Below are 21382 nucleotides of genomic sequence, written 5' to 3'. Positions count from 1 at the left end.
ATATTCGCATTTGCCAGAATTCCTGAAACAGGACATGCTTAGTTTCATAAATCGAGCAGATGGAGTTGATATGGATCGCGTTATTGCCGCCCAGGTTTACAACCGGATATGCGAGCTGGGAAGTTTGAGCGCGGCGGCCCGCGCGCTGGGTATTTCCCGACCGATGGTGAGCCGCTACCTTGAACAGATGGAAAAGTGGGCGGGGACGCGTCTGGTAAACCGCTCCACGCGCAAGCTGACGCTGACTGCGGCAGGGGAAAAGGTGCTGCAAAAAACGCGGACGCTCTCGCAGATCTCTCAGGAAATTGAAGGCCAGTCTGAAAAAGATCTGCCGTCCGGCACCCTGCGGGTGGCCTGCGCGCACTTTACCGCGATGCACCTGATTGCGCCGGTGCTGCCCGGTCTGCTCTCGCGCTACCCGCAGCTGCGCATTGAGCTGGACGTGAACAACCACCCGGTCAGCCTGGTGGGAGAGCGCATTGATGTCGCCGTACGTATTACCGATAACCCTGAACCCGGCATGATTGCCCGCCGGCTGGGGGAGTGCCGCTCGGTGCTTTGCGCCTCGCCGGAGTATCTGGCACAGCACGGTATTCCCGTCTTTCCCGAAGAACTAGCCCGGCATAACTGCCTGCACTACAGCTTTTTTGCCGGGCAGTCCTGGCACTTCCTGACGCCGGAAGGTGAAAGCCTGAGCGTGGCCGTCAGCGGCAACCTGAGCGCCAGCATCTCTTCGCTGTTGATGGACGCGGCTATTAAGCACTGTGGTATTGCCATGCTGCCGGAGCGCGAGGCGCGTGCCGCGCTGGATCAGGGATTCCTGGTACCGATACTGGAGGCGCTGGAGCCGAAACCGCTTGCCATCCATGGCATTTATCAGTCACGGGAATACCAGCCTGCCGCGCTGCGCGTGTTCCTCGACGCGCTGGCGCACCATTTACTCAGTGACTAAGACTCGTCTGTCTTGCCCGCAAAATCCGGACAGCCTTCTATACTTAACCCTTTGTAAGCCAAAAGGAGAGCAAGAATGACTATTCATAAGCACGGTTCGGCACACTGGTCTGGCGACATTAAGCGCGGTAAAGGGACGGTTTCCACCGAGAGCGGCGTTCTCAATCAGCAGCCTTATGGTTTCAATACCCGCTTTGAGGGTGAAAAGGGGACCAACCCGGAAGAACTGATCGGCGCGGCACATGCGGCCTGTTTTTCGATGGCGCTGTCGCTGATGCTCGGGGAAGCGGGCTATACCGCTGACGCTATTGATACCACCGCGGACGTCTCTCTGGATAAAACCGACGGCGGCTTTGCGATTACGAAGGTTGCCCTGAAAAGCAAGGTGACCGTCCCGGGCATCGCCCCACAGCAGTTCGACGGTATCATTCAGAAAGCGAAAGCGGGATGCCCGGTTTCGCAGCTTCTGAAAGCCGAGATTACCCTGGACTACACGCTAAATTAACTCCCTGCCGGGTTTGCGCCCGGCTATCCCTTCAGTGCGGCGGGAAACACCTCCGCCAGCCACGCAATAAACACCTTAAGACGGTGCGTCAGATGCCGGTTCTGAGGGTAAACCACATGAAACGGATAGGCGGCAGGGCGCCAGTCGCTCAGGATCGCCGTCAGCGTACCCGCCTGTAAATACGCATTTGCCGAATACTCAAACGTCTGAACGATCCCCAATCCCGCTGCGGCAGCCGCCAGATGGGCATTACTTTCGTTTACGCCGAGAAAATGCGGAATATTGATTTCCAGCGTCTCGCCGTTCTCTCTGAAGCGAAACGGAAATGCCCGCCCGGTGACGGGCGAGAGGTAGCTAATGAGCTTGTGGCCGTTGCACAGCTCCTGCGGATAGGCCGGAACGCCATGGTGTTTCAGGTAACCCGGCGTCGCGCAGGTGACCATTTCGGCGTTGCCAATATGGCGGGCGATGAGGGTCGAGTCGTTCAGCGGGCCGCCGCGGATGACGCAGTCTACGTTACCGCTGATAAGATCCACCGGACGATCGGCTACCCCAAGGTCGATGCGGATTTCCGGATAACGCTGCATAAAATCCGGCAGCAGGGGAATAAGCACGTCCCGAGCGGTGGAGCCGCCCACGTCAACCCGCAAATGCCCTTTGGGCGTCGCGCGGGAAACGCGAAACGCGGTGTCGATATCTTCGATATCTATCAAGACCCTGAGCGCTTTTTCATAGTAATCCGCCCCTTCCGGCGTCGCGACCACCCGGCGAGTCGTCCGGTGCAGGAGACGTATCTCAAGATGCGACTCAAGCGCTTTCACCAGCTTGCTCAGGGTGGCAATGGGCATGTTCAGCGAGTCCGCCGCGCGGGTAAAGCTGCCGGTTTCCACCACCCGGGTAAAAGCGCGCATCGCCATTAGCTGGTCCATTCGGCTCCCCTGATTATTTCTGTGTGTGAATAGTCATTTTCATTTTTGCCGGTTTTTCACTAATCCGGCAAGGGCTAAAGTTTGTCCAACGCAAACCCAACAAAAGGTAAATGACATGAACACGACTCTCTCAGGAAAAATCGCACTGGTCACCGGCGGCAGCACCGGCATCGGTCTTGCCACGGCGCAGGAGCTTGCTGCACAGGGCGCGAAGGTGTACGTCACCGGACGACGTCAGGCCGAGCTGGACGCGGCGGTGGCTGAAATCGCTTCAACGGCAGTGGGCATTCGCGCTGACGTGTCAAAACTGGCGGACCTGGACGAGGTCTATGCCCGGATAGCCAAAGAAGAAGGCCGCCTCGATATTCTGTTCGCCAATGCGGGTGGCGGCGATATGCTGCCGCTGGGCGCGATAACCGAAGAGCAATTTGACCGGATTTTCGGCACCAACGTCCGCGGGGTGCTGTTTACGGTACAGAAGGCGCTGCCGCTGCTGTCCGCCGGATCCTCGATTATTCTGACCGGCTCGACGGTGTCCATTAAAGGGACGGCAAACTTTAGCGTCTACAGCGCCAGCAAGGCCGCCGTGCGCAACTTTGCCCGCTCCTGGGCGCTGGATTTGCAGGGCCGTGGGATCCGCGTCAACGTGGTAAGCCCGGGGCCGATCAAAACCCCTGGCCTCGGCGATCTGGTGCCGGAAGAACATCGTCAGGGGCTGTACGACGCGCTGGCCGCACAGGTGCCGCTCGGCCGTTTAGGCGCGCCGGGTGAGGTGGGTAAAGCGGTGGCGTTTCTGGCCTCCGACGCGGCCAGCTTTATTAACGCCACCGAGCTGTTCGTGGACGGTGGGATGGCGCAAATTTAACCCAGACTGCGCCAGCAGCGGACATCACGGCCCTCGCGAGAGGGCTGTAACGGCTGAGGACGTTCGCACCCCTGCGCGGCCATCGGGCATCGGTCACGGAAAAAACAGCCTTCGGGCAGATGACGGTTGCCGGGAAGCTCCGTTTTGCGTAAGGCCAGCGTCTCATCCAGCGGTTCACCGGTGCGGGGAACCGAATCGAGCAGCAGAGGAGTGTAAGGATGGCGCGGCTCCCCTAGCACCTGAGCGGCGCTGCCCAGCTCCACAATCTGCCCAAGGTACATCACCGCCACGCGGTCGCTCATGTGCCTGACCACCGAGACGTTATGTGAGATCAACACGTAGGTAAGATTTCGCTGCTGTTGCAGGGTCACCAGCAGGTTGAGGATCTGCGCCTGCACGGAGATATCCAGTGCGCTGGTGGGTTCATCGAGCACGATGATATCCGGATCGGACGAGAGCGCCCGGGCGATGGCAATGCGCTGGCGCTGCCCGCCGGAGAAGGCGTGCGGAAGCCGGTCGAGATACTCCGGGCGAATGCCCACCTGTAGCGCCAGGTTTTCAGCCAGCTGACGGCGTTCGCGCTCGCTGCTGCGCTTTTGTACCCACACCGGCTCGGTGATAATGCGCCAGACCGGCAGGCGCGGGTCGAGCGAAGAGAGCGGATCCTGAAACACCATCTGCATGCCGCCCGCATGGTGCGCCCGCTGGCAGGTGCCGATGCTGGGTTTAAGCATGCCCATCAGCAGTTGGGCCAGCGTGCTTTTCCCGCAGCCGGACTCCCCGACAATGCCAAGCGTCTCTCCCCGACGGATTTTAAGGTCGAGCCCGTTGAGCGCGTGGACCTGTTCCGTCACGCGGCCCAGCCAGTTTTTACGTGCCGCAAAATTCACGTGCACGCTATCCAGTTCCAGCAGTACATCAGACATGGGCTTTCTCCCGTTGTGGATACCAGCAGGCAGCCTGTTGGCCTTCTGCGCCATGGGGCTGTAAGCGCGGTGTTTCGCTGCATTTCGTCCCGGCGGCAAAGCAGCGCTCGCGGAACGCGCATCCCTGCGGAAGCTGGCTGAGGTTGGGGACCGTGCCGGGGATGGCGGGAAGCGGGGCGCGCGGCTGGCCGTTTTCCGGCGCGCACTGCAGCAGGCCAATGGAATAGGGATGTACAGGCTGGTGGATCAGCGTTTGCGTGGCACCGCTCTCGATCACGCTGCCCGCATACATCACGTACATTCTGTCGCAGAGCTGGGACACCACAGCCATATCGTGGCTGATAAACAGCACCGAAGTGCCGCTGGCCCGCGCCTTGTGCTTCAGCAGGCGCAGCACCTGCAGCTGGACGGTGACGTCCAGCGCGGTGGTCGGTTCGTCGGCGATAATCAGCTCCGGCTCGCAGGAGAAGGCAAGGGCGATCATCACCCGCTGGCGCATCCCGCCGGACAGCTCAAACGGATAGCGCGCCATGACCGCTTTCGCATCCGGGATTTGCATCTCTTCCAGCAGGGTAATCGCCTTCTGCTGCGCCTCATGCCGGGAAAGCGGCTGATGCTGGCGGATCACCTCGACCATCTGTTTGCCAATTCGCCGCGTCGGGTTGAGGGCGGTCATGGGCTCCTGAAAAATCATCGCGACCTTTGCGCCGCGCCACTGGCGAAGCTGTTTCTCGGACGCCGTCAGGACATTTTCCCCGAGTAATTTCACCTGACCATGATGAATACGGTAGCTGCCTTCCGGCAGCAGCCGCATGGCGAGCATGGCGGTCACCGATTTACCCGAACCGGATTCGCCCACCACGCCGACAATTTCACCCCTGCCGATCTCCAGCGAGACGTGGTTCAGCGCGTGGACCTCGCCGCGGAAAATCGGGAAGCTCAGATGCAGGTCTTCAATCTTGAGTACCGGATCGGTCATCACTGTTTACCTCCCGATTTCGGATCCAGCAGATCGCGGATACCGTCGCCAAACAGGTTAAAGCCCACGGCGGTTATCAAAATCGCCGCACCGGGAAACGCGCAGTACCACCACTGGTCCAGAACGTAGTTACGGCCGACGGCCACCATCGCGCCCCATTCGGCGGTCGGCTGCTGCGCCCCCAGGCCAATAAACCCCAGCGTGGCGGCCATCAGGATGGCGCTGCCGATGTCCAGCGACGCCTGCACGATCAGCGGCGGCAGGGCGTTGCGCAGGATGTGCCAGCGGATCAAATGCCAGCGGGAGGCGCCAAAGGTGCGGGCGGCCTGCACGTAGGTAAACTGGCGTACCACCAGGGTTTGGCCGCGTGCCAGGCGGACGTAAAACGGAATGCGGACAATCGCAATCGCCAGCATGGCGTTAAACAGGCTCGGCCCGAGCGCGGCGGCCAGCGCCATGGTCAGCACCAGGGAAGGTATCGAGAGCATAATGTCCATCACCCGCATGATGACGGCGTCGCCGCGCCCGCCCAGCACGCCGGACAGACAGCCCAGCAGCGAACCGATGCCGCCCGCGATCACCACCACCGCCAGTCCGGCGGTAATGGACTGCTGGCTGCCCGCCAGCACGCGGCTGAACAGATCGCGGCCCACCTCGTCGGTACCAAACCAGTGCTGCGCAGACGGCGCCTGCAGGCGCGCGGTCAGATCCAGCGCGTTCGGGTCGTGCGGCACGATCCACGGTGCGGCCACCATAATGAAAAGCATCACAAGCATAATGACGCCACCAACGATCGTGAGCGGGCTTTGACGCAGCATCCAGAACAGCTTTGCCCAGTTGATGCGTTGTCTGACGGGTTTAACCGGGACGGGCGTTTCCTGCGTTAACATCATTCGGCACCTCCGCGCCCAATTCGCGGGTCAATCCACAGGTAAAGCAGATCGACCACCAGATTAACCAGCACGTAGGCCAGCGAAACAACGACGGCAAAGCCCATCACGGCAGGGAAATCGAGCGCCTGAATGGATGTCACCACCCAGGCCCCCATGCCCGGCCAGGCAAAGACGGTTTCGGTCAGCACGGCGCCGTACAGCAGATCGCCCAGCGCCAGCCCGAGCACGGTAATCGATGGGATCATCGCATTCGGCAGGGCGTAGCGCAGGACGATATACCAGCCGGGCAGGCCGCTGGCGCGGGCGGTGCGAATGTAATCTTCGCTAAGCTGCTCCAGCATCGCGGACCTGACCTGACGCGCCACGATGCCCAGGTGAACAAACGCCAGCGTCAGCGAGGGCAAAATCAGGTGCTGCAGCGCATTGAAAAAGACCTCTCCGTTACCTTCCAGCAGGGCATCCAGCAGATAAAAGCCGGTGACGTGGGCAGGTGGGTCGAGCCAGTCGTCCAGCCTGCCGCCGCCCGGCAGGATCTGCAGGTGCCCATAGAACAGCACAATGACGCCCAGCCCAAGCCAGAAGGCCGGGGTTGAGATCCCGGTCATCGCCATTAAACGCACCAGGTGATCCAGCCAGCGGTTGCGGTACACCGCTGACAAAATTCCCAGCGGCACGCCGATGACCAGCGCCAGCAGCAAGGAACAAAAGGCCAGCTCCAGCGTGGCGGGGAAAAAAGCCTTCAGGTCTTCCGCAACAGGACGTCCGGTCCGGATGGAGGTGCCTAAATCACCGTGGGCCAGGGCGTCCACGTAGCGGCCAAACTGAACGTACAGCGGCTGATCCAGCCCCAGCTGCTGGCGGATGTTCTGCACGATGTCGTCGCTGGCGCGGTCCCCGGCCAGGAGACGGGCCGGATCGCCGGGGATCAGGTGCGAAATAATAAAAGTGATAATACAGACACCGGCCACCACCAGGAGTAACCCCCAGCAGCGCTGGCGCACGATGCTCCAGAACGTCATACCCTTTCCCCCGGCGAGAACCGTTATTTACTCATAGTGGCGATGTTGAACACCTGCTCGAGCATCGGATTAAAGGTGAAGCCTTTGACCTCTTTGTTCATCGCCAGTTGGTAGTTCTTCTGGAACAGATAAACGTAGGCCGCCTCGTCGATGACTACCTTTTGCGCCTGCTGGTAATCTTTGGTGCGTTCCGCCTGGTCGGTGGTTTTCAGCGCGGCCTGCAGCAGGGAATCGACCTCTTTGTTCTCATAGAACGAGCGGTTGCCCGGCAGCCCTTTCTTGTCCGATTCGAACCAGTAGTTCATGAACATGTACGGGTCGGCAAAATCCGGACTCCAGTTGCCGATGGCAATGTCGTAATCGCCTTTGCCGACGCGGTCACGCATGGTGGCGTTGGCCAGTTTTTCCAGCTTGACGTTAATGCCGATCTTGCCAAGGCTGGCCTGCGTTGAGAGCGCGATAGGCTCCCAGTTCGGATCGTTGTCAGAGTAGAGGAAGGTCAGGCTGGCGGGCTTGTCTTTAACCTTCTCCAGGGCCGCTTTGGCTTTGGCCTCGTCGAGGCTGTACTGCATTGCCGTGTCATCAAATCCCCACATGCCTTCCGGGATCGGGCCGCGCATCTGCTTGCCGTTGCCGCTCAGAATGCCTTTCACCATCCCCTGATAGTCCGTCGCCCAGGAGACCGCGCGGCGTAAATCGACCTGATTGAGCGGCGCTTTGCTGTTGTTGAGGTAGAGATAGGTCACGCGCAGGGACGGGTATTCGGCGACGGCGACTTTCCCTTCCTGCTTCAGGGCCGAGAGCTGATCGACCGGCAGGGAGTCGGCAATGTCCAGGTCACCGCGGGAAAGCTGCAGACGGCGCGACGCGCTCTCACCGATAATTTTCACCGAGACGCGCTTGAAGTGCGGCTTGTCGCCCGACCAGTGCGGGTTTGGCACCAGCACCAGCTGCTGGCCTTTCTGCCAGCTCTTCAGCATAAACGGCCCGGAGCCGGCAGTGTTTTGCGCCAAATAGCCGCGCGCGTCGTCCGCGGCATTGGCCTTCAGCACCGCCGGGTTAATGATGGAGGCGCCGTCGTTCGCCAGCGTGTAGAGGAAAGGCGCGAACGGCTGGCTGAGGGTGAATTTCACCGTATGGTCATCAACGGCATCAATTTTCAGATCTTTTGGGAAGGCTTCAGACGGCCCCTGGCTGAGCTTCAGCAGGCGTTCAAAGGAGAGTTTGACCGCCTCGGCGGTGACCGGCGTGCCGTCGGAGAATTTGGCGTTATCCGCCAGGGTGAAGGTCCACTCTTTCTGGTCGTCGGAGGCTTTCCAGCCCGTCGACAGATCGCCTTCCACCTCGGTTGAGCCTGGCTTGTACTTGACCAGACGCTGGTAGGACGGATAGGTGACGGTCCAGTCGTTGTTATCAATGGTGATGGCCGGATCGAGCGTTTGCGGATCGGCGGCTTTCCCGATGACCAGCATGTCTTTCGGGACGGCAGCCAGCGCCAGCGGTGCACTCAGGGCCAGCGTGGCGGCAATGACGGTCGAGAGAAGCGATGTTTTCATGGCAGTGCTCCAGGTTTAAAGAGGGGTGTGCGTCAGGGGAAAACAGGCAAAACGGTCATCAAGCAGCGGGTAGCTGGCGGCGTTCGGCAGTTCGAAGTGCCACCATTCGCTGCCGATCCCGACAAAACCGCCGCCGAACATGATGGCGTTCAACAGCAGACGGTTGCGCTGGGCGTGGGGCGGCACGGAAGGGTGATACGGATGCGAGCGGTCATGCATTTCGTCAAAACCGGCGCCCATATCCAGCACGGCGTTATGTTCGTCCATCAGGGTGACGTCGATGGCCGTGCCGCGACTGTGGTTGGAGCCAATCGCCACGTCGACAACATATTCCGGGTTCGGGCAGGCCTCCCACAGCTGGGCCTGCGCCTGCTGTGGCCGATAGGCGTCGTAAACCACCAGCTTCAGTCCGGCCAGCGTGGCAATGCTGATGGCTTTTGCCAGCGCGGTGGCCGCGTCGGTATGCAGCAGGCACAGCGCCTCCTGGTAAATCGGGCGGCCGGTAATATTGTCGGCGGTGGCGTACTTCAGATCGATATGCAGCGTGGGGAACGTCTTCGCCACATCAATCAGTTCACTCTCTACGGGCATAGCTCCGCTCCTTTAGCGTTCGAATTGACCAAACTCTTGTTGTAATTGTCGGTTTACTGCCAGGCGCGCCGGGAGCGCATCACCCAGCGCTTCCACCACACCCGACAGCAGCAGGTTGAACAGACAGCTCACGGGGGCAAGTGAATCCCAGAAATGACCGGTATCGGTTTTCACCTGCAGTAAATCAATCGGATAATCCCGCGCCCACGGGCACCAGATATCGGTGATTAAGGCCAGCGGAATGCCTTTCTCGCTCGCGACGCGGCAGTACTGTCGGGCCATCGTGGAGTAGGTACGCGTATCGGTCAGCACGACATAAGGGTGCGCAAACCCGGAGTTCAGGGATTCCACCCAGCTGCCGGATGCCCCTTCGGAGTAGCTCACCCGCGGGCGGAGGTATTCAAGGTGGCTGAAGAAGGCGTTGGCGATCCCGCGCGTGGACTGGATCCCCAGCACAAAGACCGCGTCCGCGTGGGCCAGATGGTGCACCACCTGACGAAAAGCGTCCGTTTGCGCCAGCTGATACACCTGCGTAATGGCGTCCACTTCCAGCGACAGGGCGTGCTGAAGGCGGTTGGGCAGGGGGCGCTGCTGCTGCCAGGAGTCGAGGCGCTCGTTCATGCCCCAGGGCTGATACGGATCGCGCAGGCTCTTTTTGGCATCCTCCAGGTTGCGATACCCCAGCTTGCGCAGAAAGCGTCCGACGGTGATCCCGCTGGTCCCGCTCGCCAGCCCGACGCTCTCCGCCGTTTCAAACGGGATTTGCGCGGCGTGCGCCAGCAGCCAGCTCCCGACCCGCTTCTCGCTGGGGGTCAGCTGGCTGAACGTCGCTTCGATACGGCTCAACATCTCAGGTTTCGTCGTCATACCGCCTCGCTGTTAACAGGCTGTCAATGGCCGAAATTGTGTTACCTGATTAACAATGCATGACGCGTGCCATGTTCACAGGCGGGCGAAAACCCGCTGCGCAGTAAACTTCATGCAATATTTGGTTAACCAATGATCAACATTTGTGCAGCGTAGTTCACTTTTGGTGCACTGGCTGACCTGACAGGTATGAATTTGGTGAATACGTCAGCCTGTTCACATTTTTGATAAGATAGAAGCACTGAGAACATAAAAGGGATCCCTTATGGCGAATTTGCCCTGGCGAGTCAGCGCGCGCCTGATCGCGCTTGCAAAGAAAACAGGAATGGTCGTGGGGATCGTCCTGGTCGTCCTGCTGGCGGTGCGGGTGTATCTCTCGCAGCAGGGGCCGGAACTGCACCTGTGGCACACCTGGCGGGCAGATGAGATGTCCGTTCGCGAGCTGGATAACGCCGATTTTGCCGGGTACCTCGCCCGGGAAAAGGCGATTTTCGCCGATCTGGATAACGCGGTGACGGCGAAAACAGCGGGGGAGGAACAAACCCCGTTAAACCGCTATTACCGCCAGAGCCTGGTGTGGCCCGGTCAGTTTGCTCCCGATGCCAACCGCTCCTTTGTGCTGATGCCAGCCGGCAAGCCCCGCGGCGCGGTGGTGCTGCTGCACGGGCTGACGGATTCGCCATACAGCGTCAGGCGCCTTGCCGTGAACTATCAGCAGCACGGCTTTGTGGCCGTGGTCCCGCGTCTTCCCGGACACGGCACCGCGCCCGGTGCGCTGACGGACGTGGACTGGGAAATGTGGCTGGCGGCCACGCGCCTTGCCGTACGGGAAGCCACGCGCCTGGCGGGTGATGCTGTGCCTCTGCATCTGGTGGGCTACTCCAACGGCGGGGCGCTGGCGATGAAATATGCCCTCGATGCGCTGGACGCGCCTGCGCTGCGTAAACCGCAGCAGGTGATCCTGCTCTCACCGATGATTGGCGTGACGGCCTTTGCGCGGTTCGCCGGTTTCGCCGGGCTACCGGCGCTGCTGCCGCCGTTTGCCAAAGCGGCCTGGCTGAATATCTCCCCGGAATATAATCCGTATAAATACAATTCGTTCCCGGTGAACGCCGCCCGCCAGTCGTGGCTGCTGACGAAGGCCCTGCAGGAGCAGATTGGCCGCGCGGCGCGGGAAAACAGGCTGGCAAATTTGCCGCCGGTGCTGGCGTTCCAGTCGGTGATGGACTCTACGGTCAGTACCCGCGCGGTGGTCAGCGGCCTGTTTGACCAGCTTCCGGCAAACGGCAGCGAACTGGTGATGTTCGATATCAACCAGGCGGCGAGCTTCCGTCCGCTCTTCAAACCGTCGTCCTGGACGGCCACCACGGCGCTGCTGCCGGTCGCGCAGAGACGTTACGGTGTCACGATTATCACCAATGCCAGCGAGCACAGTTTCTCGACGGTGGCGAAAATAACCCCGGCAGGCAGAACGCAGGAGACGGTGGTGCCGCTTGCCCAGTCCTGGCCGCAGGATGTCTATTCCCTGTCGCACGTTGCGGTGCCGTTCCCGCCGGATGACGATCTCTATGGTCGCGAACCTGGGGTGAAAAATCGCTACGGTATCAGCCTGGGGACGATTGCGCTCTGGGGAGAAACGTCCGTATTAAGCGTCGGAAAAGAGGCGCTGATGCGGGTCACCTCGAATCCGTTTTACGACTTTATGCAGGAGAGGATTAACAGCCGGATTGGGGACGAGAAAAAGTAACGTTCCCCTGTAGCGTGAATATGTTAGGTCGCATTGATTAAGTATGTTAAATAGTAGCTTCAAGGCACCTCTCTTTCTCATTGGAACCCCTTTTTGTGCTGACGACTCTGATCTACCGAAGCCAGTTGAATTTATCCCGCCCGTCCACCGAACTGCGGGAGCTGGTGGAGCGCGCCAGGGGCCGCAACACAAAACTGGCTATTACCGGCGTACTCCTGGCTAATGGGAATGAGGTTCTGCAGATCCTCGAAGGGTCGGAAGAGAGTGTGGTCAAACTTTTCCATACCATCCGTGAGGACAAGCGGCACAGCGGGGTGGTAGAACTGCTGCGGGACTATGGTCCGCGCAGACGCTTCGAAAACGTCGGCATGCTGCTGTTTGATCTGCAAACGCAGTCGCCGAAAGAGGTGCTGCAGTCGGTGCTGCGCTACAGCAAGCTGGACAGCTATCTGACCTCCGACGATCGGGTGTTCAAATTTATTCAGACCTTTATAACTGGTAAACGTCCGGTCCCGTCGGGGGCACGCTACACCGCGGACAAATGGACGCTCTCGACCGAAACGCTACCCTTTGGCGCACACCTGGGCCTGATTGCCGGGCAAACCTGCCAGTTTGCGCTGCAGCCTATTGTCGAGCCCTCGGAAGGGAAGATCAGCTCCCTTGAGGCGCTTATCCGCGGCAACGACGGCGGCAGCCCGGAGCATTTCTTCAGCACCGTCGACCCGGACAACATCTACGAAGTCGATCTCCAGACAAAAGCCTATGCCTTTGCGCTGGCGGAAAAGCTGGGCATTGGCAGCCATAAAATCGCGGTAAACCTGCTGCCCATGTCGCTGGTGAATGTCCCTGGCGCAGTGGAATTTCTGGTCGATCAGATTAAAAAACATGGCCTTCAGCCCGAGCAGGTGGTCATTGAAGTCACTGAAAACGAGATGATCTCCGGGTTCAACCAGTTTAACAGTGCCATCAAGCAGCTTCGCGGTGAGGGGATTGGCCTGGCGATCGATGATTTTGGCTCGGGCTATGCCGGACTTTCGCTGCTGACCCGGTTCCAGCCGGATAAAATTAAAATCGACCGGGAAATTGTCAGCAATATCCACCTGAGCGGCCCGAAACAGGCGATTGTGCGCTCCATCATCAGCTGCTGCTCCGATCTTGAAATCACCCTGGTGGCGGAAGGTATCGAGAAAATTGAGGAGTGGTGCTGGCTCGAATCTGCCGGGATCCGACGCTTTCAGGGATTCCTGTTTGCCCGGCCGCAGCTGAATGGCGTCGGCGATATCCACTGGCCGCATCTGGCGCGTTAAGTCAAATTTCCCTCCCGTTATTTCCCCTTTGCCCGGCCTGTGCTTAAATAGCTAAAACGGTTTAACATAGTTTAGCTACGAGGATCACATGAAGAAAATCTGGGTACTTGGCGATGCGGTAGTGGATTTGCTGCCCGATGGAGAAGGTCGATTACTGCAGTGTCCTGGCGGCGCGCCGGCGAACGTCGCGGTCGGTATTGCCCGACTGGGCGGCCAGAGCGCCTTTATCGGCAGGGTTGGCGACGATCCTTTCGGGCGCTTTATGGCGAAAACGCTCGCTGACGAGCGGGTTGACGTGACGTGGATGCGCCTTGACCCGGCGCACCGCACCTCAACGGTGGTGGTCGATTTGGACGACCACGGCGAGCGATCGTTTACCTTCATGGTGCGCCCGAGCGCCGATCTGTTTCTCGAACCCGCCGACCTGCCGTCGTTCAGCGCCGGGGAGTGGCTGCACGTCTGCTCCATCGCCTTAAGCGCCGAGCCGAGCCGTACTGCGACATTTCAGGCGATGGCCGCCATCCGGGAGGCGGGCGGTTACGTCAGTTTCGATCCCAATATTCGCCCGGATCTCTGGCCGGATGAGAACGCACTTCACCGCTGTCTTGAACAGGCGCTGCAAAGCGCTGACGTGGTGAAACTCTCGGTAGAAGAGTTGGCCTTTTTCACCGGCAGCGCGGCGGTAAACGTTGGTCTGGAGGTGCTGATGCAGCGCTGCCCGGCGCGTCTGGTGCTGGTTACCCAGGGAAAAGCGGGCGTAACCGCGTGGCATGAAGGTACCGTAAAACACTACCCGGCAACGCCTGTGCAGTGCGTCGATACGACCGGTGCGGGCGATGCCTTTGTGGCGGGGCTGCTCTACGGGCTGGCCGCCGGACAGGACCTGACGCCGGTTATCGCGCTCGCCCAGCGCTGCGGCGCGCTGGCCACCACGGCCAAAGGGGCGATGACCGCGTTGCCCTGGCAGCATGACCTGTAATTTCTCCTCTCCTGGCCGCCATCCGGCGGCCTGAATTGTCGCCTCGATCACACTTACTAAATCGGTTTAGCAAAAAAGATTGCCGATCCAAAATTCACAGGTTTAGTATCAGCAACCTAAACCGGTTTAGCAATTTAGCACGTTTAATGACTTCTTTTAGGGATGCGACAAAATGTATAAAAAACGCAGACTTGCCGTGATGATAGGCATGCTGGCCGGAAGTACCTCTGTTTTTGCCCAGACGGATATGTCCAGTATTGAAGCGCGCCTTGCCGCGATGGAGCAGCGCCTTCAGGACGCGGAGACGCGCGCGCAGGTGGCTGAGAAACGCGCCGCGGCAGCAGAACAAAAAACGCAGCAGCTGGTTGCCGCTCAGCAGCAGGCGCAAACGACGACCCAGGAGGTGGCGCAGCGCACCACCGCGCTGGAGAAAAAGGCGGATCAGACCGGCGGGTTTGAGTTCCACGGCTATGCCCGCTCTGGCCTGCTGATGAACGATGCGGCCTCCAGCAGCAAAAGCGGCCCTTACCTGACGCCAGCCGGTGAAACCGGCGGTGCGGTGGGGCGTTTGGGTAACGAAGCCGACACCTACGTCGAGCTGAACCTGGAGCACAAGCAAACCCTGGATAACGGGGCAACCACGCGCTTCAAGGCGATGCTGGCCGACGGTCAGAGAACCTATAACGACTGGTCAGCTGATACCAGCGACCTCAATATTCGCCAGGCCTTCGCAGAGCTGGGCAATCTGCCTGATTTTACCGGCGCGCTGAAGGGCAGCACCTTCTGGGCGGGTAAACGCTTCGACCGCGACAACTTTGACATTCACTGGCTGGATTCCGATGTGGTGTTCCTGGCCGGTACCGGCGGCGGCGTTTATGACGTGAAATGGAACGATTCGCTGCGCAGCAACTTCTCCATTTATGGCCGCAACTTCGGCAGCGTGGAGCAGACCGACAACAACGTTCAGAACTATATCCTCAGCATGAACCACTTCGCCGGCCCGTTCCAGCTGATGGTGAGCGGCCTGCGGGCGAAGGATAACGACGACCGTAAAGACACTAACGGCGATCTCATCAAAACGGATGCCGCCAATCACGGCGTTCATGCTCTGGTGGGCTTGCATAATGACAGCTTCTACGGCCTGCGCGAAGGGACCGCCAAAACGGCGCTGCTGTATGGTCACGGGCTGGGTGCGGAGGTGAAAAGCATCGGCTCCGATGGCGCCTTGCTGTCAGAGGCGGATACCTGGCGCTTCGCAAGTTACGGTGTCACGCCGATCGGCGGTGGCTGGAGCGTTGCGCCCGCCGTTCTGGCACAGAGCAGTAAAGATCGCTACGTCAAGGGCGATAGCTATGAGTGGGTAACGCTCAACACCCGCCTGATCAAAGAGGTCACCCAGAATTTCGCGCTGGCGTTTGAGGGCAGCTATCAGTACATGGATTTAAACCCGGAAGGCTATAAGGATCGCAACGCCGTGAACGGCAGTTTCTACAAGCTGACCTTTGCGCCAACCTTAAAAGCGAGCAAAATCGGCGATTTCTTCAGCCGTCCCGAACTGCGCCTGTTTGCCACCTGGATGGACTGGAGCAGCAAACTGGATCATTACGCCAGCGATGATGCCTTTGGCAGCAGCGGCTTCAACGCCGGCGGGGAATGGAACTTTGGGGTCCAGATGGAAACCTGGTTTTAACCCATCACGCTCCCGCCTGGCGGGAGCGTTTCGCACATCATAAAAAGAAGTCAGGCAGAGGTATCTATGGATTTTAATCAAATCGCCCGCGAGCTTATTCCGCTGCTCGGTGGCAAGGAAAATATCGCCAGCGCGGCGCACTGCGCAACGCGTCTTCGTCTGGTGCTGGTCGATGACGCGCTGGCGGATCAGCAGGCTATCGGCAAGGTTGACGGCGTGAAAGGCTGCTTCCGTAACGCCGGGCAGATGCAGGTGATTTTTGGCACGGGCGTGGTCAACAAGGTGTACGCCGCCTTTATTCAGGCGGCGGGGATTAGCGAATCCAGTAAATCTGAGGCTGCGGATCTGGCGGCGCGCAAGCTGAACCCGTTCCAGCGCATTGCCCGTCTGCTCTCCAACATCTTTGTGCCGATCATTCCCGCGATTGTGGCGTCCGGTCTGCTGATGGGCCTGCTCGGCATGGTGAAAACCTACGGCTGGGTCAATGCGGATAACGCCATCTACATCATGCTGGACATGTGCAGCTCGGCGGCGTTTATCATTCTGCCTATTCTGATTGGCTTTACCGCTGCGCGCGAATTTGGCGGTAACCCGTACCTCGGCGCGACGCTGGGCGGCATTCTGACCCACCCGGCGCTGACCAACGCCTGGGGCGTGGCGTCGGGCTTCCACACCATGAACTTCTTCGGCCTTGAGATCGCGATGATTGGCTATCAGGGCACGGTATTCCCGGTGCTGCTGGCCGTCTGGTTTATGAGCATCGTGGAGAAAAACCTGCGCCGCGCGATCCCGGATGCGTTAGACCTGATCCTGACGCCGTTCCTCACCGTCGTCATCTCCGGCTTTATCGCCTTGCTGATTATCGGCCCGGCGGGGCGCGCTCTGGGCGACGGTATCTCCTTTATTCTGAGCACGCTGATCGCCCACGCGGGCTGGCTCGCCGGGCTGCTGTTCGGCGGACTGTATTCGGTGATTGTGATCACCGGTATTCACCACAGCTTCCACGCGATTGAAGCCGGGCTGCTGGGCAACCCGTCGATTGGCGTTAACTTCCTGCTGCCGATCTGGGCCATGGCGAACGTGGCGCAGGGCGGTGCCTGCCTGGCGGTGTGGTTTAAAACCAAAGACGCCAAAATCAAAGCCATTACCCTGCCGTCGGCGTTCTCTGCAATGCTGGGCATCACCGAAGCGGCCATTTTTGGTATCAACCTGCGCTTCGTTAAGCCGTTTATCGCTGCGCTGATTGGCGGCGCGGTGGGCGGGGCATGGGTGGTCTCCGTGCATGTGTACATGACCGCCGTCGGGCTGACCGCCATTCCGGGCATGGCCATCGTGCAGGCCAGCTCGCTGCTGAACTATATTATCGGCATGGTGATTGCCTTCGGTGTGGCGTTTACCGTCTCACTGCTGCTGAAATATAAAACGGATTCTGAATAATGACGTTACCTTCCCGCTGGCCTGCGATCCTGCAGGCCGTTATGACAGGTCAGCCGCGGGCGCTGGCGGACAGCCATTATCCGCAATGGCACGCCGCGCCGGTGACGGGGCTGATGAACGACCCGAACGGGTTTATCTGGTTCGCTGGCCGCTATCACCTGTTCTATCAGTGGAACCCGCTGGACTGCGAGCATCGCTTTAAGTGCTGGGGGCACTGGAGCTCTCCGGACCTGGTGCACTGGCGGCATGAGCCCCTGGCGCTGATGCCCGACGAAGCGTATGACCGCAACGGCTGCTACTCCGGTAGCGCCATCGATAACGAGGGCATTTTGACCCTGTGCTACACCGGCAACGTTAAGTTCGATGACGGCAGCCGTACCGCATGGCAGTGCCTGGCCGTGGAGCAGCCGGACGGGACCTTCAGGAAGCTGGGGCCGGTGCTGGCGCTGCCGGAAGGCTACACCGGCCACGTGCGCGACCCGAAGGTGTGGCAGCACGAGGGGATGTGGTACATGGTGCTCGGCGCTCAGGATGTGCAGAAGCGCGGCAAGGTGCTGCTGTTTACATCAGCCGATTTGCACGCCTGGACATCCTGCGGGGAGATCGCCGGTCACGGGGTTAACGGCCTGACGGACGCGGGTTATATGTGGGAGTGTCCGGACCTGTTCGCCCTCGACGGGACACATGTCCTGATCTGCTGCCCGCAGGGGCTGGCGCGCGAGCCGCATCGCTACCTCAATACCTATCCGGCCACCTGGATGAGCGGGGCTTTTGATTACGCCAGCGCCGCATTCGATCACGGCGAGCTTCACGAGCTGGACGCGGGGTTTGAGTTTTACGCCCCGCAAACCACGCTGGCGGAAGATGGACGCCGCATCCTGATTGGCTGGATGGGCGTACCGGACGGGGAAGAGATGCTTCAGCCCACGCGGGCGCACGGCTGGATGCACCAGATGACCTGCCCGCGAGAATTGCGCTTCCGCGACGGCAGGCTCTGGCAGACCCCGGCGCGCGAGCTGGCGGCGCTGCGTGAAGATGAGCAGCACTGGCAGGGGCGCGCCAGCGACGCGCCCGAACTGGACGCGATGCGTCTGGAGTTTGAGCTGGACGCATCGCAGTTGAACGTCGATTTTGCCGGCGCGCTGCGTCTCAAGGTCGATGAGCAGGGCGTGCGCCTGGAACGCGCGAGCCTGAAAACCGGTGAAACACTGACCCGCTACTGGCAGGGTGACGTCCGTCACTTACGCGTTCTGTGCGACCGATCCAGCGTCGAAATCTTCATTAACCAGGGCGAAGGGGTGATGAGCAGCCGCTATTTTCCTGACCATCCGGCCCGGGTGCGATTCGAAGGTGCGTCCGATATCACATTACGCTACTGGTCGCTGCGCGCCTGCATGATAGAATGAGGGTTTTGGCAGCCGGATCTAAGTCGTTGTGAGAAAAACAAAACGCGTCACCATTAAAGACATTGCGGAGCTGGCGGGTGTGTCAAAAGCCACCGCCAGCCTGGTCCTGAACGGTCGCAGCAAAGAGCTACGCGTGGCGGAAGAGACGCGCGAGCGCGTGCTGGCAATTGCAAAAGAGCACCACTATCAGCCCAGCATTCACGCCCGCTCGTTGCGCGATAACCGCAGCCACACCATTGGTCTGGTGGTTCCTGAGATCACCAACTACGGTTTTGCCGTCTTTTCTCACGAGCTGGAAACGCTGTGCCGCGAGGCGGGCGTTCAGCTGCTGATCTCCTGCAGCGATGAAAACCCGGGGCAGGAGACGGTGGTGGTGAACAACATGGTGGCGCGTCAGGTGGACGGGCTGATTGTGGCCTCCAGTATGCTCAACGACGCGGACTACCATAAGCTGAGCGAGCAGCTGCCGGTGGTTCTGTTTGACCGCCACATCAACGACAGCGCGCTGCCGCTGGTGATCACCGATTCCATTACCCCGACGACCGAACTGGTGGCGGACATTGCGCGCCAGCATCCTGATGAGTTCTACTTTCTCGGCGGGCAGCCCCGTCTGTCGCCCACGCGCGACCGCCTGGAAGGCTTTAAGCAAGGGCTGCGTGAGGCCGGTGTGGCGCTGCGCCCCGAGTGGATCATTCATGGCAACTATCATCCGAGCTCCGGATACGAGATGTTTGCTGAACTCTGCGCCCGCCTGGGGCGTCCGCCGAAAGCGCTCTTCGCCGCCGCCTGCGGGCTGCTGGAAGGGGTGCTGCGCTATATGGGCCAGCATAACCTGCTGCAAAGCGATATCAGGTTAGCCAGTTTTGACGATCACTATCTCTACGATTCGCTGACGATCCCGGTGGATACCATTCGTCAGGATAACCGCCAACTGGCGTGGCACTGCTTTGATTTGATTAGCAAATTAATCGAGGGGGAGACGCCGCAGCCGTTGCAGCGCAAGCTCAATGCCACCCTGCAGCGACGCTATAAGTCAGCGAAATAGCCCGGTTCGATACTTCAATAACTTTAATTAATTTAAGTTTTGGAATGGCCGATAACCATAAGGAATAATTCTCCTTGAGGTATTGGTTTATGTCGTTGAAAAAGTCGTCCCTGATTGTCCTGTTCTCGCTGCTTTTCTTCTTTGTTGTCAGCACCGTCACCAGCGTTGGCCTCATCATTAAAAGTAATAATTCGCTGGATAACGTCAACAAAGAGATCCAGGTTGTGCTGTCCATTATTGACCCTATTAACCACAGCCGTACGCTGCGCGTGCGGGTGATGGAGTATGTGAAGATGGTGGAAGCGGGCAACGCGGCGGACGGCGCTGCAAAGCTTACCGCCGTGAAAGAGGCGCTGACCAAAGCGGATCACGCCTTTGCGGCCTTTATGGCGTCGCCGCGCCTGAGCGATGAAGCGCCGCTGGTCACTGCCTATCAGGATGCCTGGCAAAACTACCGCAACCAGGGGCTGGCGCCGCTGATCGACGCCGCCGAGGCGCACGATGTTGCCAAATTCAACGCGCTGATCCCGGAAGTCTCCCGCCTCGACCGCCAGTACGAGATCGTTCTCGACCAGGTGCTTTCCGTCCACCAGAAATACGCCAAAAGCCTGAACGAGGATGCGAGCAGTAACTTCGTCTCTGGCCTGGCGATCATTGCCGCTATCGCCAGCCTGTTTGTGGTGGTGATTGTCGCCGTCAGCCTGCTGATGAAGCGCTTTGTCTTTGCGCCAGTTAACCTGGCGCGCGAGCACTGCAGCCAGATTGCGGCAGGCAAGCTGGACATTCCGGTGCCGGTGAAGGGGAGTACAGGCAACGAAATCGACCATCTGATGGGCTCGATGGAGCAGATGCGTCAGGCGCTGCTGGCGACCATCGCCCAGGTGCGCGATGCGAGCCATACCGTAACGCACGCAGCCCAGGAGATTGCCTCCGGGAATATCGACCTGGCGTCACGCACCGAGCAGCAGGCTTCGGCGTTAACCCAGACGGCGGCCAGCATGGAAGAGCTGAGTGCGACGGTGGCGAACAATACCGATAATGTATATCAGGCCGGAAAACTGGTGCAGGACGCGGTGAAAAATGCCCACACCGGTGAAGCGGTAACCCGTGAAGTCATCGACACGATGAATACCATTGCGGCGAACTCGAAGCGCATTGAAGACATCACCAGCATGATTAACAGCATCGCCTTCCAGACCAACATCCTGGCGCTGAACGCGGCGGTTGAAGCGGCGCGCGCCGGTACGCAGGGACGCGGTTTTGCGGTCGTGGCCAGCGAAGTGCGCACCCTGGCGCAGAAAAGCGCGGTGGCGGCGAAAGACATCGAAAGCCTGATCGCGCAGTCGGTTTCCAGCGTGAAAAACGGTGCGGAGCTGGTCAGCCGCTCGGGCGAGGTGATTGATTCGATCATTTCGTCGGTGAATAAAGTGAATACGCTGATGGAGCAGATCTCCGTCGCCTCTGAAGAGCAGAGCCGCGGGATCAGCCAGGTTGGGCAGGCGGTGACCGAGATGGACGGCGTGACCCAGCAGAACGCCGCGCTGGTGCAGCAGTCCGCGGCGGCAGCGGCTTCGCTGGAAGAGCAGGCGCAGCAGCTTTCACGGAGTATTTCGAGTTTTAGTTTGCCGGTGCAGGCTTGATTTTATGAGGGGAGGCTCCGCAAGGAGCCTTTTTTGTACCTGGCGTAACC

The 21382-nt window shown here is 59.8% G+C and carries 19 protein-coding genes; 11 read left to right on the top strand and 8 right to left on the bottom strand.

The genetic code is table 11. The annotated features are described in order from the left end of the window. The first annotated feature begins 70 nt into the window (after positions 1-70). Both KGP25_RS12305 and KGP25_RS12300 read left to right on the top strand, forming a co-directional pair. Complete coding sequence (locus tag KGP25_RS12305; RefSeq protein WP_223539021.1) at positions 71-952, top strand: LysR family transcriptional regulator; 882 nt, start codon at positions 71-73, stop codon at positions 950-952. A 75-nt stretch (positions 953-1027) separates the two neighbouring features. Then, entirely contained in the window at positions 1028-1456 is a 429-nt protein-coding gene (locus tag KGP25_RS12300; RefSeq protein WP_008501708.1) for an OsmC family protein, read from the top strand. 23 nt (positions 1457-1479) lie between these two features. Here the strand turns inward: KGP25_RS12300 and KGP25_RS12295 are convergent, their stop codons facing one another. After that, positions 1480-2385 (bottom strand): LysR family transcriptional regulator, encoded by a 906-nt coding sequence (locus KGP25_RS12295; RefSeq protein WP_045908779.1) that lies wholly within the window; start codon positions 2383-2385, stop codon positions 1480-1482. A gap of 115 nt (positions 2386-2500) precedes the next feature. Here KGP25_RS12295 and KGP25_RS12290 point away from each other — a divergent pair, with 115 nt between their 5' ends. After that, a complete protein-coding gene (locus KGP25_RS12290; protein ID WP_223539020.1) occupies positions 2501-3250 on the top strand; it encodes an SDR family oxidoreductase in 750 nt (249 codons plus the stop codon). On the opposite strand, the gene KGP25_RS12285 is transcribed toward KGP25_RS12290, so the two are convergent. Genes KGP25_RS12285 through KGP25_RS12255 form a run of 7 tightly spaced genes read right to left on the bottom strand, consistent with a single transcriptional unit; the run spans position 3247 to position 10081 of the window. After that, positions 3247-4176, bottom strand: a complete 930-nt coding sequence (locus KGP25_RS12285; protein ID WP_223539019.1) for an ABC transporter ATP-binding protein — start codon at positions 4174-4176, stop codon at positions 3247-3249. The genes KGP25_RS12290 and KGP25_RS12285 overlap by 4 nt on opposite strands. Further along, positions 4169-5155: an ABC transporter ATP-binding protein gene (locus tag KGP25_RS12280; RefSeq protein ID WP_196364529.1), complete on the bottom strand. Its 987-nt coding sequence runs from the start codon at positions 5153-5155 to the stop codon at positions 4169-4171. The genes KGP25_RS12285 and KGP25_RS12280 overlap by 8 nt, the downstream gene beginning before the upstream one ends. Next, entirely contained in the window at positions 5155-6048 is an 894-nt protein-coding gene (gene ddpC / locus KGP25_RS12275) for a D,D-dipeptide ABC transporter permease (protein WP_045908776.1), read from the bottom strand. The genes KGP25_RS12280 and ddpC overlap by 1 nt, the downstream gene beginning before the upstream one ends. Then, positions 6045-7067 carry an ABC transporter permease gene (locus tag KGP25_RS12270; RefSeq protein WP_023327529.1) on the bottom strand — a complete coding sequence of 341 codons (1023 nt, stop codon included), beginning with the start codon at positions 7065-7067 and terminating at the stop codon, positions 6045-6047. The genes ddpC and KGP25_RS12270 overlap by 4 nt, the downstream gene beginning before the upstream one ends. A gap of 23 nt (positions 7068-7090) precedes the next feature. After that, a complete protein-coding gene (locus KGP25_RS12265; protein ID WP_223539018.1) occupies positions 7091-8623 on the bottom strand; it encodes an ABC transporter substrate-binding protein in 1533 nt (510 codons plus the stop codon). A gap of 15 nt (positions 8624-8638) precedes the next feature. Then, positions 8639-9214 carry a D-alanyl-D-alanine dipeptidase gene (gene ddpX, locus KGP25_RS12260; RefSeq protein ID WP_025911023.1) on the bottom strand — a complete coding sequence of 192 codons (576 nt, stop codon included), beginning with the start codon at positions 9212-9214 and terminating at the stop codon, positions 8639-8641. Between the two features lie 12 nt (positions 9215-9226). Then, a complete protein-coding gene (locus KGP25_RS12255) occupies positions 9227-10081 on the bottom strand; it encodes a MurR/RpiR family transcriptional regulator (protein WP_045410261.1) in 855 nt (284 codons plus the stop codon). Positions 10082-10346: 265 nt separating this feature from the next. On the opposite strand from KGP25_RS12255, the gene KGP25_RS12250 reads away from it, so the two are divergent. From KGP25_RS12250 to KGP25_RS12215, 8 genes are all read left to right on the top strand, one after another. Further along, entirely contained in the window at positions 10347-11828 is a 1482-nt protein-coding gene (locus tag KGP25_RS12250) for an alpha/beta hydrolase (protein WP_223539017.1), read from the top strand. 95 nt (positions 11829-11923) lie between these two features. Next, the gene (locus KGP25_RS12245; protein ID WP_223539016.1) at positions 11924-13135 is read left to right on the top strand and encodes a diguanylate phosphodiesterase; all 1212 of its coding nucleotides are present in this window, start codon (positions 11924-11926) and stop codon (positions 13133-13135) included. 88 nt (positions 13136-13223) lie between these two features. Then, positions 13224-14114, top strand: coding sequence for an aminoimidazole riboside kinase (locus KGP25_RS12240; RefSeq protein WP_111966627.1), 891 nt, complete (start codon positions 13224-13226; stop codon positions 14112-14114). Between the two features lie 172 nt (positions 14115-14286). After that, complete coding sequence (locus KGP25_RS12235; protein WP_045908770.1) at positions 14287-15804, top strand: carbohydrate porin; 1518 nt, start codon at positions 14287-14289, stop codon at positions 15802-15804. A gap of 66 nt (positions 15805-15870) precedes the next feature. Beyond that, positions 15871-17241: a sucrose-specific PTS transporter subunit IIBC gene (locus KGP25_RS12230; RefSeq protein WP_023619263.1), complete on the top strand. Its 1371-nt coding sequence runs from the start codon at positions 15871-15873 to the stop codon at positions 17239-17241. After that, positions 17241-18647: a sucrose-6-phosphate hydrolase gene (locus KGP25_RS12225; protein ID WP_223539015.1), complete on the top strand. Its 1407-nt coding sequence runs from the start codon at positions 17241-17243 to the stop codon at positions 18645-18647. Before KGP25_RS12230 ends, KGP25_RS12225 begins: the two co-directional genes overlap by 1 nt. A gap of 28 nt (positions 18648-18675) precedes the next feature. After that, the gene (locus KGP25_RS12220; RefSeq protein WP_023344186.1) at positions 18676-19692 is read left to right on the top strand and encodes a LacI family DNA-binding transcriptional regulator; all 1017 of its coding nucleotides are present in this window, start codon (positions 18676-18678) and stop codon (positions 19690-19692) included. An 89-nt stretch (positions 19693-19781) separates the two neighbouring features. Then, on the top strand, positions 19782-21332 hold the full coding sequence (locus KGP25_RS12215; RefSeq protein ID WP_223539014.1) for a methyl-accepting chemotaxis protein: 1551 nt from the start codon (positions 19782-19784) through the stop codon (positions 21330-21332). Positions 21333-21382: the final 50 nt, after the last annotated feature.

The sequence above is a fragment of the Enterobacter sp. JBIWA003 genome (assembly GCF_019968825.1).
Lineage (GTDB): Bacteria > Pseudomonadota > Gammaproteobacteria > Enterobacterales > Enterobacteriaceae > Enterobacter > Enterobacter quasiroggenkampii.
The sequence above is the reverse complement of the archived record's forward strand: the minus strand, read 5'-3'. Positions and strand labels throughout refer to the sequence as shown.